The following is a 15,610-nucleotide window of genomic DNA, read 5'->3' on the forward strand; positions in this document are numbered from 1 at the left end:
ACTTTTTTTAGAGGACAGATGACAATTGACAGAGGACAGTGAAGGATGATTTTTATCCATTACACTACGAAAAATCTTTAATTAAATTTTTAATGACTCATTTCGCTAAAGCGAAATATTGCTGACTTATATAAATTTGAAGTTTGTTTTGAGTTAGCAAAACTCACCTTCATTGTCCTCTGTCCTATGTCAATTGTCCTCTAAAAAAGGTTGCGTCGCATTATGCTTATATAGATAAGCAATATTTTTAAACCAATAGAGTTTAATATATAATATAACTATCAAATAAAATTTTAATTTGAGTTTTAGGGTGATATAAAATGAAAAAATTAAATAGAGATTTTTATAATAGAGATACTTTACTAGTTGCAAAGGAGCTTTTAGGAAAAGTTTTAGTACATGAAATTGATGGAAAGAAAGTATCAGGTAAAATAGTAGAGGTGGAAGCTTATAGGGGTACTTTAGATAAAGCGGCTCATTCTTATAGTGGAAAGGTAACTCCAAGAACTGAAGTTATGTATGGAAAACCAGGTGTTGCTTATGTTTATTTTATATATGGTATGTATTATTGTTTTAATATAGTTACTCGAGAAGAAGGAATGCCAGAGGCCATTTTAGTTAGAGCTTTGGAGCCGGTAGAAGGTCTGGAGTATATGGTTTATAATAGATATAAAAAATCTTATGAAGATCTAACCAAATATCAAATAAAAAACTTATCAAATGGACCAGGAAAGTTGTGCAATGCTATGGGTATAAATAAAACGTTAAATAAAGAGGATTTATGTGGAGATAAACTATATATAGAAAATGGACTAGATGATAAATTTAATATAAAAACTGCTAAAAGAGTAGGAATAGATTATGCAGAGGAAGCAAGGGATTATTTATGGAGATTTTACATAGATGCTAATCCTAATGTATCTGTAAAATAATTTTAAAGAGGAAACTTTAATTATGAATTATGTTTATATATTACAATGTATAGATGGAACACTTTATACGGGATATACTAATGATTTAAATAAAAGAATACAGGTACACAATAGCGGAAAGGGAGCTAAATATACAAGGGGAAGATTACCGGTTAAATTAGTATATTCTGAGGAATTTAATACAAAGAATGAAGCATTAAAAAGAGAATATGCTATAAAGCTAATGAAAAGAAAAAGAAAATTAGAGCTTATTAATAATATAAAATAAATATATAAATATATTTTCACCATTATTCAAAGTAATACATATTATAACAATATAGCAAGCATAATTTGGAGTGAATATATTGATATATGCATTAATTCTTGCAGGTGGTAAGGGCACTAGGCTTTTTCCGCTTTCTAGGTCAAAAAATCCAAAGCAATTTTTGAAAGTTATAGATAATAAAAGTTTTTTAAGAAATACTGTGGATAGAATAATGCCTTTAGTAACCAAAGAGAATATATATGTGGTTACTAATAAGGAATATATAGATAAGGTATATGAGGAATTAGAGGATATAGATAAAAATAATATTTTTATAGAACCTGAAAATAAAGAAACAGCAACTTGTATAGCGCTTTCAGCAGCAAAGTTATTTAAAAAAGATCAAAATGCTACAATGATAATTTTGCCGTCTGATCACTATATTGAAAATGAAAAACTATTTAAAAGTACACTTTCACATGCAATAGGAATTGCCGAAAAAAAAAGGGGATTGGTGACAATAGGGGTAAAACCTACAAGAGCTGAAACAGGATACGGTTATATTGAAATGGGTGAAGAAGTAAACTCTAGTATTAAAAGTTTTAAAGTAGAAAGGTTTTTAGAAAAACCTAATTCTGAAGTAGCAAAAGATTTAGTTATGAAAGGTACCTACTTGTGGAATAGTGGAATATTTGTATGGAGAGCAGATGTGTTTTTAAGGGAAATGCAGAAGTATCTTCCTAAAATGCACAAGAGTATTATAGCTATATATGATCAATTAGATACTAGTAATGAAGAAAAAACTATAAGAGAACAATATAAAATTATAGATGGAATATCTGTAGATTTTGGTATAATGCAAAAAACTAGAAAAGCTTATGTTATAAAATGTGAGTTTGCTTGGGATGATATGGGTACCTTTGCTGCATTATCACGATTTTTAAAGAAATCTAAAGGCAATAGTTTTATGGGAAATGTGTTCATGGAAAATAGTGAAAATTGCAGCGTATTTGGGAATGACAGACTAATAGTAACTTTTGGAACTAAGGATTTAGTAATAGTAGATGATGGTGATGTAGTATTAATTATGGACAAAAATAAAGATCAAGAAATAAAATATCTTGTGAATTTATTAAAAAATGAAAAAAATATGGATAAATATTTATAGTAAGTTAGAAGGCCAGTAAATAACTATGTTATTTACTGGTGTTTTAATATAAAAGTATAATTATTCTATTATTAATAATTTTTTATTATGTTTATTGAGAATTTTAAATTCTAAATTTTCACAAATATTTAAGCTTTTATTTAAATATTAAAGTTATATATGATAGAATAGCAAGTGAAACTTGCTATACTAAAGTATGAAAAACTTATAGAAAAGGAAGTATTTTAGAAAATTAAATAGAAGAGTATATAGAGAGCACAGAGGAGGATATTATGGATCTGAATGAAGTAAAAGAACTTTTACAAAATGTAAAAAGTGGTTCGATGGATATAGAAAAAGCATTAGAAACGCTTCAAGACTTACCTTTTAAAGATTTAGGTTATGCTAAAATTGATAATCATAGAGAAATTAGGGTTGGGTATCCAGAAGTTATATATTGTGCTGGAAAAACTGTTGAACAAATTAAGGGAATAATTGAATTTATGATTACAAAGAAAAACAATATATTAGGAACGAGAGCTTCCAAAGAGGCGTATGAAGCTGTAAAATCTATATGTCCTAAAGCAGAATATAATAAGGAAGCGAGAACTATAACTATAAAAAATAAGGAAGTGGAAAAGACCAGTACATATATATCCATAGTTACAGCAGGTACTTCTGATATACCTGTAGCGGAAGAGGCAGCAGTAACTGCAGAAATATTTGGAAACAAAGTGGAGAGAATATATGATGTAGGGGTAGCAGGTATACATAGATTGTTTGATAAATTAGAGAAAATAAGACAGTCTAAAATAATTATTGTAGTAGCTGGTATGGAAGGTGCTTTAGCTAGCGTACTTGGAGGACTTGTAGATAAGCCTGTCATTGCTGTACCTACTAGTGTAGGATATGGTGCTAATTTTGGAGGGCTTTCAGCCTTACTATGCATGCTAAATAGTTGTGCAAGTGGTATAAGTGTAGTAAATATAGATAATGGATTTGGAGCAGGTTATTTAGCAAGCATGATAAATAAACTATAAAATTTAAACTACTATTGTATTTTGTGTTACTGTATTTTAATAGTTTCCATAGAAGCACCCTGATATTATATAGACATAAATAAAATAAATATGTATATAATTTTATAAAGGAAACTTTATATTTATATATCACTACTTATCAGGGGGAATAGTAAATGAAGGTAACTGAAAAGTTGAAAAAGGCAGCTAGAGATACCTTAGTTAAAACTGGATTGGAGTTACTAGAGAAAAATCCTGAAAAAAATATTGATAAGTTATTTGACTTGGCAAAAAAATCCGTTTGCAAGGACAAAGAAAATTTAGAAAGAATACAACAAGTTGAAGAGTACTATAATAATAATCCTGCTACACATGAATTCATAATAAATATTTTAAAAAATACAGATAAAAGATGTATACAAAAATTCTTTTCCAATTTTTTATCAAATGCAATATGGTATGGAATGCCTAAAAGGGAAAAGCTCTTAAAGGAAAAGGATATAAAAATACCATTAGTAATACTTATTAGTCCATCAATGAGATGTAATTTGAAGTGTATGGGCTGCTATGCTGCAAATTATAGCAAAGAAGATGATATACCTTATGAAGAAGTAGATAGGATTATAAAGGAAGCCAGAGAATTAGGAATTTACTACTTTGTAGTATTAGGCGGAGAACCATTTTTCAATGAATATATGTTAAAAATATATGAGAAGTACAATGATTGTATGTTTACACCTTTTACAAATGGAACTCTCTTTGATGAAAAATTAGCTAATAAAATAAAGGAACTTGGTAATGTAATACCTATGTTTTCTTTAGAAGGCTTTGAAGCAGATACTGATATGAGAAGAGGAAAAGGTGTATTTAAAAAGGTTATGAGCTCCATGGAATTACTTAAAAAAAAGGGAATGTTATTTGGAGTATCCACAACTGTTAGTAGAAGTAATGTGAAAACAGTTGTATCTGATGAATTTGTAAATATGCTTATAGAAAAGGGTGCTAAAATGAGTTGGTACTTCATATTTATGCCAGTAGGAAGTAGCCAAGATGTTAATTTAATGCTTACTCCCGAGCAAAGGATTTATTTAGGGAAGAGGGTTAGGAAGATAAGAAATTCAAAACCTTATTTTATGATAGATTTCTTTAATGATGCTCCTTATGTAGGAGGTTGTATAGCAGGTAAGTTTTATTGTCATATAAACTCTCATGAAGATATGGAACCATGCGTTTTTGCTCACTTTTCAGTAGATAATTTGAAAAATAAAAAACTTATAGATGTATTTAAATCAGACTTTTTTAAGGAACTAAGAAGAAGGCAGCCTTATAATGAAAATTTATTATTGCCTTGCATGATGATAGATAACACAAATGTGATAAGGGAAGTTGTAAAAAAAACAGGAGCTAAACCTACAGATAAAGTTGCTAAAATGATGATAGAAAATGAAGAATTTCAAAAATCATTGGATAAGGTAGCAGAAGAATTTAAACCTTTAGCAGATAAATCTTGGAAAGAAGATTTTAATTCTAAAGGGAATTATGATATGGCAAAAGGATAACAATAAGTCCTAAAGATTTAAATGATTTATTAAAATCTTTAGGACTTATTCTTTGCTCTATAGGAAATTATAAAATTTAAAAATTATGGATAATTTCAAAATATGATTTATAAGGTACACTTTTTCATATGTAAGATCAAATCCAATATTAGTAAACCAATTGAAAAAACTAAGTAAATTTGATAATATATACTGGAAATATAATAAATTAAGTAAACAATAGAAACAGGACACTGTTTAATGCAGGAGAGATATTATGAAGAAAAATATGAAAGTTTTGGCTATGATCATTTTAATAGTTATAGGTGCTACTACTGTTTCTTGCAAGAAAAATAATAGTGTATCAAACAATAGTGATGATTTACAAGGGAAAATTACAGTATTAACAGATAAAAAACATGAACAACCATTAAGAGCGGCTATAGAAGATTTTCAAAAGGTACATAAAAAAGTAAGTGTAAATTTAAAGGTTGATAATAATTCATATGGAAAGTTTTCAGAAAGTGTTAAAAATAAAGATAAATCAATAGATATAGTAACAATAGATGATTCTTATGTTCAATATTATTTAGATAAATTACCAGGTGGATTTTTAAATGTATCAGAAGATATAAACAGTTATAAAAACAAGTTACCAAAAAGTAAGATGGATAACTTAACTAAGCAAAATAAAGTATATGGTTTTCCTTGGAGTACTTCTCCTAAAATAATTTTATATAGAAAGGATATAGTATCTTCAGAGGGAATTAATATTGATGATATTAAGACTTGGAGCGACTATATTGAAATGGGAAAAAAGATTGCTAAAGATAAAGGCAAAAAAGTTCTTGGAAATGTAGAAAATGAAAATAGTGATATATACTTATTGCTAGCAAATCAACTGGGAATTTCCTATTTTAATAAAGATAATAAAGTTAATTTCAGTGATAAAGAATGGATTAGAGTTGTAGACACAGTAAAAAATTTATATTCTCAGGGAATAATCTGTGATTATAATTCTAAAGAAGAACTTATTAACTCTGCTAAAAATGAAGAGGTAATGTCATTTGTAGCAGATCCTAGCTATGTAAGTTATTTTATTCAAAACCTACCTAATGAAAAAGGGAAGTGGGGAGCAATTCAGTTGCCTGCTTTTGAATCAGGAGGTAATAGAGATGTATCCTTAGGAGGATGTAATTTAATGATAAATAGCTTATCTAGCAATACAAAATTATCAAAGGAATTTATAAAATTTATTATAAGTAATGATAAGTTTGATTTAGAATCTATGATGAAGTATGGAGTTTTACCTGTATTTAGTGATATATATAACTTAGAAAAATTTAATAAAGTTGAAGACTATTTTAATTCTAGAGTATGGGAATTACTTGGAAGTACAGAAAAAGGATGTTATCAAATAAATTACACTCCTTACTTTTTCAACATAAGAGATGATGTAAAAAATTCATTAGCTCAATCTAACTTGGTAAATAAAGATACAAAAGTAGTATTGGATTCTCTTCAAAAATATTTAGAGAAAAAGTAATGTTGAAATAATACATATAAAACGTTTACAATAATTCTGTTAAGGTGTATAATATGTTCATGTAAGGGTTTAATCATAGGGAATTTTAAAATATAAGATAAAATCTCTTGGCTGGGAACGGGGCAGTCAAGAGATTTTGTTTTACATTTTTAAAATGTTTTTATAAACTTTTAGAGTTTCTTCTGAGGTTTTTTCCCAAGAAAATTTAGAAGATTGATTTAGTCCCTTGTTAATTAATTTTTCAACTAAACTTTTACTATTTAGTAAATGTTCCAAGGAATCTTCAAGACTTTTTATATTAAATGGATCTATTAAAATTCCAGCATCTCCAACTACCTCTGGTATGGATGAAATGTTAGATGTTATTACAGGAGTACCACAGCTCATAGCTTCTAAAGGTGGTAAGCCAAAACCTTCATACGTAGAAGGATATACAAAAACACTGGATGCATTATAAAATGTTGGTAATAGCTCTTCTTCAACAAATCCTGTAAATTTTACATGTGAACGTATATTTAAATCATGGCTCAAATCTTTGAGAAGGTGTATATCATCTTTACTAGCACCAACAATAACTAAATCATAATCTTCAGGAAGTTTCCTGTAAACCTTGGAAAAAGCCATTAAAAGAGACTTAACATTTTTTCTAGGACTAAAACCGCCTATATAGAGTATAAATGGATTATCTATATCATAATTTTTGCGTATGAGTCTTCTGCATTTGGATTTATCTAAAGGCTTATATTTTTTATCAGCAGCTAAAGGTGTTACAAAAACTTTAGATTCATTCATAGGGAAAAATTTTAGTATATCCCTTTTTGAACATTCTGATACAGTTATAATGCCATCACAAGTTTCCATTATTTTAGGCATTTCTTTTAGAAATTTAATTAAATATCCGTTTCCTACGGTTTCAGGGAGGATATAAGGTATTAAATCATGTATGGTAACTACTTTTTTACATTCAATGTTTTGAGAAAGACCTATACCGTTTTGAGGAATATGATATATATCTATATTTTCATCTTTTAAGTTATTAGGAAAATAACATTGTTCAAAAAATTTATGATACTTTTTTGAAGTCATTAATATTTTTGAATTATCACTTTTAAAGCATTCATAATTGTTGCCAGACCAATACATATGATATAGATTTTCTTTATGAGTTTGGATCATATATTTTAAAATTTTATCAGTGTAGGTTCCTATACCAGTACCTTTATACCAGTTAACCCCCCTTGCATCAATTCCTATTTTCATATAGTTATCAACCTCCATTTAACACAGATAATTTCGAGGCTTTTAAAAAATTTTAAACTTATCGTATTATATATTATTAATATTACGCTCTAAATGTGTCACTTAGCACATACATATACAATAATTCATATACTACATATATAGAATTATTTTGGAGGAAAGAGTTTGGATATAGATAGAGTAAAAAAGCTAGTAGAACAAAGCTATAGTCTTAATGTGAAGCATATAGAAAAGATAAAAAGTATATATAAGATTCAAACCCAAAATGGTGACTATTGCCTTAAATTTGTAAAATATGATTTTAGACATTTTTTGTTTATTATATCTGCTATAAAACATCTACAAAATAATAAATTCGAATATACTCCAGAAATAATAAAAACAGAAAATGGAATGGATTATGTAGAACTTGAAGGCAACTATGCCTATTTGAATCCATGGGTTGATTCAACAACATTAAACTACAATGATAATAAAGATATATTACTAGCTTCATGTAAGCTGGCAGAGCTTCATAAAAAAAGTAGTGGATTTGAAGTTATAGCTGGAATAAATCCTAGAATAGGATGGTTTAAATGGATAGAAGTATTTAGGACTAGAAAAAAGGAAATACGTTCTTTTAAAGATATAATAGATAAAAAAGAAAATAATACAGAGTTTGATTCTATTTATTTAAGTATTATGAGAGAAGAACTTCAAAGAGCAGAAAGATCTATGCAAAATCTAATAGAAACTAGATATATAGAAACTATGAATGAAGAAATAGGCAACAGAGGATTTTGTCATCATGATTTTGCTGATCATAATATATTAAAATCTGAGAAGAATTTAGTAAATATTATAGACTTTGACTATTGTATATTGGATTCACATCTTCATGATCTTAGTAGCATTCTTTTAAGATGTATGAAAAATGGAAAATGGAACATAAGTAGTGCATTAGATATAATTGATTCTTATAATTCAATCAATCAAGTCAAAAAAGATGATATACCTATAATGGCAGCGTTTATGGAATTTCCACAAGATTATTGGCAAATTGGGATACAGTATTATTGGGAAAAGCAGCCTTGGAAAGAAGAGTTTTTCTTAAATAAATTAAAAAGGACAATTGAGGATAGAGATCAAAAGCAAGAATTCATAGATGAATTTAGATTTAAAAAATATCATTAATTATTATAAAGGGAGTGAAAGTGTTTATGGGAGATAAAAAAGAATCTCATGAATTCAACAATGAAGATTTAAGTAATGTGGATTTAGAAGAATATAAAAATAAACTAGATGATTTAAAGAGATCTGTTAAATCTTTAGAAAAAATTAAAAGAAAGAATAAAAAAATTAAAAAGATGGAAAGAAAAAGGAGAAAAATTTTAAAGGATATGAAAAGTAAGAAGCATAAATAATAATTCCAGGGAGGTTTGTTTGTGTATTGTAATAATGTTAATGACACATTTATAAAGTATTTGCAGTCAAAAGGAATTTATCGTGTGGAAAACTTTTCGGAGAAAATTAAATATAAAGATATAAGTATAGAAGTTATAAAAAAACAAGTTTATATAATAAGTGAATTTCACGCTAAAACTTTAGGTTATACAGGATATATGAATAAAAGACTTAGTAACAATATTGGAAGAGTAGTAGAACAATATAAGGTTAATATAAAAAAATTTAATAGGGATTTAAAAAAAATACAGCAAAATGGGGCAGATAATGAACTTGATAAAATGCTTTTGAAAAATGGAGAACTTTACTTAGAAAGAGCACAAAAGTGTATTGAAAATATATATAAAAATGATTATATAGATTTAATAATGAGAAGTACAAAAAGAGTAGAAATGTGTGTTGGAAATACTTATTTTAATAATTTAAGGAAATTGCAAAATATAGAAGTTAAAAACATTGAAGGTTGCTGTTATAACATGGTTGAAATGGATTTGGCTTGTTTTTTAAATAAAGTTAAAAGAAAAGGATTAGAAGTTGATTTTCATAGCTTAATAAGTGAATTTTGTAGTCTGGAAGATTTAAATACAAGTAGTGCTAAGTTTATTTTGGCTATTATATCATACCCTTATGCATTTATGAAATGGTGCAGTAAATATAGAGATAAAAATGAAAATTTTAATGAAAAAGAATTCTATTTAAAATTACAAAAAGCCATAAAGGAAGATGGAAATAGCCTAATTTAAAGAGGTGTTAAAATGGTAGAAAAGTATAATGAAAAAAGATATTTAGCTAGATATGATTTGTGTGTAGATTTATTTAATCAATTTAATTTAGCTGTTTATGATGTTGCACCATTAAGAAGTGTTTATATGGTATCTACAGATAAAGGGCAGAAGATATTAAAAAGAGCAGAGTATACAGAGGAAGAGTTAAAATTCATATATAATTTATCTCAATATATAAAAAATAAATTTTCAAGAGTTATGGATTTTGTTAAAAATAAAAATGGTGAAATTTATACCATATGGAATGGCAATATGTATTACATTATGGATATGGTTGATGGAACAGAATGTGATTTTAGTAGTCCTGTAGACTTAAATATTGCAGCGCAAGGACTTGGAGAACTTCACTTAGCTTCAGAAGGATTTAAAACTAATTTATCTAATAGATATAATACTGGTAAACTTATAGATCGTTTTAAAAGAAGAATTCAAGAAATGAACTTTTTTAATAGTATAGCTAGTGCTCATGAAAACAAAAGTGAATTTGATGAAATATTTATAAAAAATGTAGAATATTATGTTAATGAAATAGAGAAAAGTGTTAATATGCTAGAAAAATCTTATTATTATAAACTTTGTGGTGAAGAAGATAAGATAGTGGTATGCCATCATGATTTAGCACATCATAACATATTAATAAATGGTGGTAATGCTTATTTCATAGATTTTGATTACGCTTTAATAGATTTGAAGGTACATGATTTATGTAATTTTATAAATAAAGTAATAAAAAACTTTGCATTTGATATAGAAAAAGCTGAAGAAGTAATAAAAAATTATTCTATGAAAAATGTTTTAAATAATAGAGAAATAGAAGTGCTTAATGCTATGTTAACTTTTCCGGATGATTTTTATAATATATCTAAAGCTTACTATACAAAGTGTAAGGACTGGGATGAAAATACATTTCTTGAAAGGTTGAAGAGAAAGAATGGATATAAAGAAGATAGACAGGAATTTTTGAATGAATTTAAAAAGTTAATTTAAAAAGTTAAAGAAGTAAATTATACATCAATTTACTTCTTTAACTTTTTAATGTACGTTTGTAAATAACTTATTGAATTTCTAATAATCATGTGATAAAATTTTAACCGTCAGTATTTATTATGAAACTGAACATTTATGTTTAAAATTCTATTGAATTTTCGACTTATATCCAAATAATGGAATGAGAGCGAGGTAATAAGAAATGACTGAGAGAATTTCAACAAGAGGAAAATTTAAAACTAGACAAATGACAATAATAGGAATGTTGTCTGCAGTAACTATAATTCTAGGTGCTACAGGTCTTGGATTTATTCCTATTCCGCCATTTAAGACTACAATCATGCATATTCCAGTAATAATAGGAGGTATAGTTGAAGGACCAGTAATTGGTGCTTTTATTGGATTGATGTTTGGAATTTTTAGTATTATGCAAGCTATTAATACTCCAACTCCAGTGTCATTTATATTTTTAAATCCTATTATTGCTATATTGCCAAGAATTTTAATAGGAGTTACATCTTATTATGTTTATAAGCTAATATGCAAAAAATCTCAAAGCTTTGGGGTAATAGCAGGTACTATAGTAGGATCTTTTACAAATACATTAGGTGTATTGGGGTTAATTTATATATTATATATAAACGCCTATGCCAATGCTTTACACATAAGCTATAAAGCTGCAGTAAATATGCTTTTAGCCTTAGTTTTAAATGGTTTTATATCAGCAGGTACAGCTGTTATAATTTGTGTGCCAATAATAGTCGCATTAAAAAAGTTAAGAAAATAACTTTATTTAATTTAAGATTTTCATAAATAATACTGATATAAACGGCAAGGTATAATACTTGTCGTTTTTTATTATAATATACTTTTAACGATTTAAAGTTTTATTATATGCTGCTAGGGTTTGTTTTGCGGTTTTTTCCCAAGATAATTCTGATGACCTCATAAGTCCTGAAACTATGAGATTCTCTTTTAAATTTTTATCATTTAGTATTTTGAGTATGGAATTGCTTAATTCGTCAATATTATTAGGATCAACTAATAAACCACTATTACCTAATACTTCAGGAACAGATGTGCAATTAGAGCCTATTACAGGTACTCCACAGGACATAGCTTCAATAGGAGGAAGACCAAAACCTTCATAAAAAGAAGGATAAACAAACAATTCAGATGCATTGTATAAGTAAGGCAAATGATCTATTGAAATAAAGCCAGGAAAAATTACTTTATCAGATATATTTAATTGTTCTACTCTTTTTTTATAAGTATCATAAGATTTTCCCTTTTTGCCTGCTATGACAAGCAGCAGGTTCTTTTTATAAGAATGTAATACTTTGCTGAAGCTTTCTATAAGGCCAATAATGTTTTTTCTAGGACTAAAGCCTCCTACATATAGAATAAAATCATTGTCTATGAAATAATGTTTTTTAATAATATCTTTGCTTAAACTTTTATTTAATGGCTTATATATATCTTCTGCAGCAAGATGAGTTACATATATTTTATCTTCAGGGAATTTAAAGGCTTCAATTATATCTTTTTTAGAGTGATTAGATACAGTAATTATTCCATCACATTGAGAAACAGTCATAGGAATTTGCTCTGAAAAAATTTTAAAATATCGATCACTTACTGTTTCTGGCATTTTGTATGGAATTACATCATGAAGAGTGATAATAAAATTGCATTTTTTATCATAAGGAAGCCCAACCCCATTTTGAGGTATATGATAAAGTTCTATATCTTTATGCTCTAAAATATTTGGAATGTTTATTTCATTCCAAAAATTCTCGCCCATTTTTTTGCTAATGCTATTTATTTTAAAATTATTTTTAAGTGGTATGGTACATTTCGAGTTGTCAGGGGTAAAAAGTAAGTAATTATTTATATTATCAATTCTGTTTAAACAATTAATTAATTGATAAGTATAAGTACCTATTCCAGTTCCTCTATACCATTTTGCTGCCCGGGCATCAATTCCTATTTTCATAAGATTGTTCCTTTCAAATTTGTTATAATCTATTATATTAAAATACCCTTAAAAATGTTAATAATCTTCTAAATTACATTTTTACTTCATATAAATTTAATAGGGGTGATTAACATGATGAGAGAGTTTGAAATAGAAAGACAATTCAACATCAAAATTGAAAATATAAAGCCAAATAGAGGAGTATATTTATTAAAAACGGATCAAGGTACAAAGTGTTTAAAAAAAATAAACTATGGAACACAAAAACTTTTATTTGTTTATGGTGCTAAGGAACATTTAATACAAAATGGTTTTCCTAATGTAGACAAATATTGCTTAAATGTAGATGGAAGCCCATATGCGATTATAAATGAAGATATATATACTCTTTCACAGTGGATTGATGGAAAAGAATGTGATTTTAAAAATAAAGAACATTTAGTTAAGGCTGCTAAAAGTTTAGCATGTATGCACATAGCTTCAAAAGGATACGAACCACCTGAGAATAGCAAGCTAAAGACAGATTTGGGAAGATGGCCTAATCTAATAGAAAAAAGAGTGAGATCAATGGATAAAATGCGTGATATGGGAAGAAAAAAAAGTGTTAAAAGTAAGTTCGATTTAAATTATATGAAAACAGTGGAATTTTACAAAGATCTTGGCAAAAGAGCTTTGAATGTAATTTTAGAATCAAATTATATGGAATTGTGCAAAAGTGCTGAAGAAGAAAAATCATTTTGTCATCATGACTTTACTTATCACAATATAATAATTGATGAGAAAGATGAAATAAATGTAATAGATTTTGATTATTGCAAAAGGGAAATAAGAACCTATGATATATCAGCTTTTATTATTAAGGTGTTAAAAAGATTGGATTGGAATATTGATTTTGCTAAACTTATAATTGATTCTTACAATGAAATCAGTCCACTAAAGGTTGAGGAATATAGGGTTTTATTTGGCTTTTTACTATTTCCTCAAAGATTTTGGAGATTAGCAAATAGGTACTACTATAGTGAGGTGAATTGGCCTCTAAGTACGTTTAATAATAAAATGGAGGAATTGATTTCTGAACAGGAAAAGTATATTAATTTTATTAACAAATTCAATGATATATATATTGAACAGCAAAATAAAAGCATATAAAATCTTTAATAGACATATGGAGCATTGAAAATTAACAATGATGCTAATATGTCTATTTTTGTTTTAGTATTATTTAAAGTTTTTATTTTTGCCATGCATAGTTAAAATTCACCATTTTACAAAAAAAACATAGTATATATCATAGTCTTATATTATGAGGGGTTGTATATGAAGATAGATGATGTAGTTGTTAGAAAATCATATGGAAAGGATATTACTTTTAAAATTATAGATATAAGGGAGAATCATGGCAATACGATTTATACATTAAAAGGAATAAATTTAAGAATAATTGCAGACTCCCCAGAAGAAGATTTAGAAATTGTGCCTGATAATTCACAAACAGAATCAGAAGAAATATTTAGCAGAAAAGTAAATGTATCAATTAAAAATGTTTTATCAAACAGGCATGAAATTGATAGAGCATATAGAAGTGTGAGAGCAGTTGATATTTCTAACAAGGAACTTACATTTGGAAGGCCAGGAAGGATTCTGCATATAGATGGAGACCCAGAATATTTGGATGTATGCCTTAAGGTATATAAGCAACTTAAGTTAGATGTAGTAGGCAAAAATATTGCTGAGAATGAGCAGCCTAAGTTTATAGTTGATTTGGTAAAAAGAGTAAAACCGGATATAGTTGTCATTACAGGACATGATTCTGTAAGTAAGGATGTTAAGGATTATATGAATTTGGATAATTATAAAAATTCAAAGTATTTTGTTAAATGTGTGTCAGAGCTTAGAAATTATGAAGCTAGTTATGATGATTTAATTATATTTGCAGGGGCATGTCAATCATGTTATGAAGCTATATTAGACGCAGGTGCTAATTTTGCAAGTTCTCCAAGAAGAGTATTAATACATTGTTTAGATCCTGTATTTTTATGTGAAAAAGTAGCTTATGCTAATATAGAAAAGGTAGTGTCTATACAAGAAGCATTGCAAAATACTATAACTGGTACTAAAGGAATAGGAGGATTACAAACGAGAGGTAAATATAGAGAAGGATTTCCTAAGTCATCTTATGCATAAATTTTATGACTTTTAAAAATAGTTGTATATATGAGGAACTGTAAGGGAATAATACCTAAGGTATTAAAAAATTAAATATTTTAGACAGTTAACAAAAAATTAATATTGACAAAACAAATTGTTAACTGATAAAATAAAATGTTTAGTTGACATTATATATGTTAGGATATATAATATAAAATGTGGAAAGAGGGTGTTTGTTGTGGAAAGAGGAAATGTATTGGCTTCAATAAAGAAAGATATTGAAGGTCATGTTGGCGATAAAGTGACTCTAAAAGCAAATGGTGGTAGAAGAAAAGTTTTTGTAAACAGTGGAATAATTGAAAAAGCTTATCCTAGCATATTTGTAATTAGATTAGAAAGTGACACCCAGAGGAAAGTGACTTATAGTTATTCGGATGTTTTAACAAAGACAGTGCAACTTGTTTTTGCAGTATAATATTGGTACTAAGTTTTAGTACCAATTTTTTTTATTTTTACAGTTAATAAAAACTTAGATATAGCTTGTATAATTAAAAGAAAGATGGTGGGTTTCCATCTTTCA

The 15,610-nt window shown here is 27.3% G+C and carries 16 protein-coding genes; 14 read left to right on the top strand and 2 right to left on the bottom strand.

What is annotated here, in order from left to right; translation table 11 throughout:
- Positions 1 to 320 precede the first annotated feature (320 nt).
- The 6 genes from Q6H37_RS00745 (at position 321) to Q6H37_RS00770 (ending at position 6,429) form a co-directional block, all read left to right on the top strand.
- On the top strand, positions 321 to 932 hold the full coding sequence (locus tag Q6H37_RS00745) for a DNA-3-methyladenine glycosylase (RefSeq protein ID WP_318738715.1): 612 nt from the start codon (positions 321 to 323) through the stop codon (positions 930 to 932).
- Between the two features lie 22 nt (positions 933 to 954).
- Positions 955 to 1,200, top strand: coding sequence for a GIY-YIG nuclease family protein (locus Q6H37_RS00750; protein WP_318738716.1), 246 nt, complete (start codon positions 955 to 957; stop codon positions 1,198 to 1,200).
- Between the two features lie 79 nt (positions 1,201 to 1,279).
- Complete coding sequence (locus tag Q6H37_RS00755) at positions 1,280 to 2,347, top strand: mannose-1-phosphate guanylyltransferase (RefSeq protein ID WP_318738717.1); 1,068 nt, start codon at positions 1,280 to 1,282, stop codon at positions 2,345 to 2,347.
- A gap of 272 nt (positions 2,348 to 2,619) precedes the next feature.
- On the top strand, positions 2,620 to 3,366 hold the full coding sequence (gene larB, locus Q6H37_RS00760) for a nickel pincer cofactor biosynthesis protein LarB (protein WP_318738718.1): 747 nt from the start codon (positions 2,620 to 2,622) through the stop codon (positions 3,364 to 3,366).
- A 155-nt stretch (positions 3,367 to 3,521) separates the two neighbouring features.
- Positions 3,522 to 4,904, top strand: coding sequence for a radical SAM protein (locus Q6H37_RS00765; protein WP_318738719.1), 1,383 nt, complete (start codon positions 3,522 to 3,524; stop codon positions 4,902 to 4,904).
- Between the two features lie 256 nt (positions 4,905 to 5,160).
- The gene (locus Q6H37_RS00770; RefSeq protein WP_318738720.1) at positions 5,161 to 6,429 is read left to right on the top strand and encodes an ABC transporter substrate-binding protein; all 1,269 of its coding nucleotides are present in this window, start codon (positions 5,161 to 5,163) and stop codon (positions 6,427 to 6,429) included.
- Positions 6,430 to 6,570: 141 nt separating this feature from the next.
- Here Q6H37_RS00770 and Q6H37_RS00775 read toward each other — a convergent pair whose 3' ends face one another.
- Positions 6,571 to 7,689 (bottom strand): glycosyltransferase family 1 protein, encoded by a 1,119-nt coding sequence (locus Q6H37_RS00775; RefSeq protein WP_318738721.1) that lies wholly within the window; start codon positions 7,687 to 7,689, stop codon positions 6,571 to 6,573.
- 165 nt (positions 7,690 to 7,854) lie between these two features.
- Between Q6H37_RS00775 and Q6H37_RS00780 the strand changes: the two genes are divergently transcribed.
- The 5 genes from Q6H37_RS00780 to Q6H37_RS00800 all read left to right on the top strand — a co-directional run bounded on the left by Q6H37_RS00780 (position 7,855) and on the right by Q6H37_RS00800 (position 11,691).
- On the top strand, positions 7,855 to 8,862 hold the full coding sequence (locus tag Q6H37_RS00780) for a CotS family spore coat protein (RefSeq protein ID WP_318738722.1): 1,008 nt from the start codon (positions 7,855 to 7,857) through the stop codon (positions 8,860 to 8,862).
- Positions 8,863 to 8,888: 26 nt separating this feature from the next.
- Positions 8,889 to 9,092, top strand: a complete 204-nt coding sequence (locus tag Q6H37_RS00785; protein ID WP_318738723.1) for a hypothetical protein — start codon at positions 8,889 to 8,891, stop codon at positions 9,090 to 9,092.
- Between the two features lie 21 nt (positions 9,093 to 9,113).
- Positions 9,114 to 9,875 (top strand): spore coat protein, encoded by a 762-nt coding sequence (locus Q6H37_RS00790; RefSeq protein WP_318738724.1) that lies wholly within the window; start codon positions 9,114 to 9,116, stop codon positions 9,873 to 9,875.
- A 12-nt stretch (positions 9,876 to 9,887) separates the two neighbouring features.
- The gene (locus tag Q6H37_RS00795; protein ID WP_318738725.1) at positions 9,888 to 10,904 is read left to right on the top strand and encodes a CotS family spore coat protein; all 1,017 of its coding nucleotides are present in this window, start codon (positions 9,888 to 9,890) and stop codon (positions 10,902 to 10,904) included.
- A 202-nt stretch (positions 10,905 to 11,106) separates the two neighbouring features.
- Positions 11,107 to 11,691 (top strand): ECF transporter S component, encoded by a 585-nt coding sequence (locus Q6H37_RS00800; RefSeq protein ID WP_318738726.1) that lies wholly within the window; start codon positions 11,107 to 11,109, stop codon positions 11,689 to 11,691.
- An 84-nt stretch (positions 11,692 to 11,775) separates the two neighbouring features.
- Here the strand turns inward: Q6H37_RS00800 and Q6H37_RS00805 are convergent, their stop codons facing one another.
- Complete coding sequence (locus Q6H37_RS00805) at positions 11,776 to 12,900, bottom strand: glycosyltransferase family 1 protein (RefSeq protein WP_318738727.1); 1,125 nt, start codon at positions 12,898 to 12,900, stop codon at positions 11,776 to 11,778.
- Positions 12,901 to 13,014: 114 nt separating this feature from the next.
- Here Q6H37_RS00805 and Q6H37_RS00810 point away from each other — a divergent pair, with 114 nt between their 5' ends.
- The 3 genes from Q6H37_RS00810 (at position 13,015) to Q6H37_RS00820 (ending at position 15,505) form a co-directional block, all read left to right on the top strand.
- A complete protein-coding gene (locus Q6H37_RS00810) occupies positions 13,015 to 14,031 on the top strand; it encodes a CotS family spore coat protein (protein WP_318738728.1) in 1,017 nt (338 codons plus the stop codon).
- A gap of 168 nt (positions 14,032 to 14,199) precedes the next feature.
- A complete protein-coding gene (yabG, locus tag Q6H37_RS00815; RefSeq protein WP_318738729.1) occupies positions 14,200 to 15,066 on the top strand; it encodes a sporulation peptidase YabG in 867 nt (288 codons plus the stop codon).
- A 202-nt stretch (positions 15,067 to 15,268) separates the two neighbouring features.
- Entirely contained in the window at positions 15,269 to 15,505 is a 237-nt protein-coding gene (locus tag Q6H37_RS00820; RefSeq protein WP_035775371.1) for a Veg family protein, read from the top strand.
- Positions 15,506 to 15,610 lie beyond the last annotated feature (105 nt).

The sequence above is a fragment of the Clostridium sp. JS66 genome, assembly GCF_033561535.1.
Classification (GTDB): domain Bacteria; phylum Bacillota; class Clostridia; order Clostridiales; family Clostridiaceae; genus Clostridium_AM; species Clostridium_AM carboxidivorans.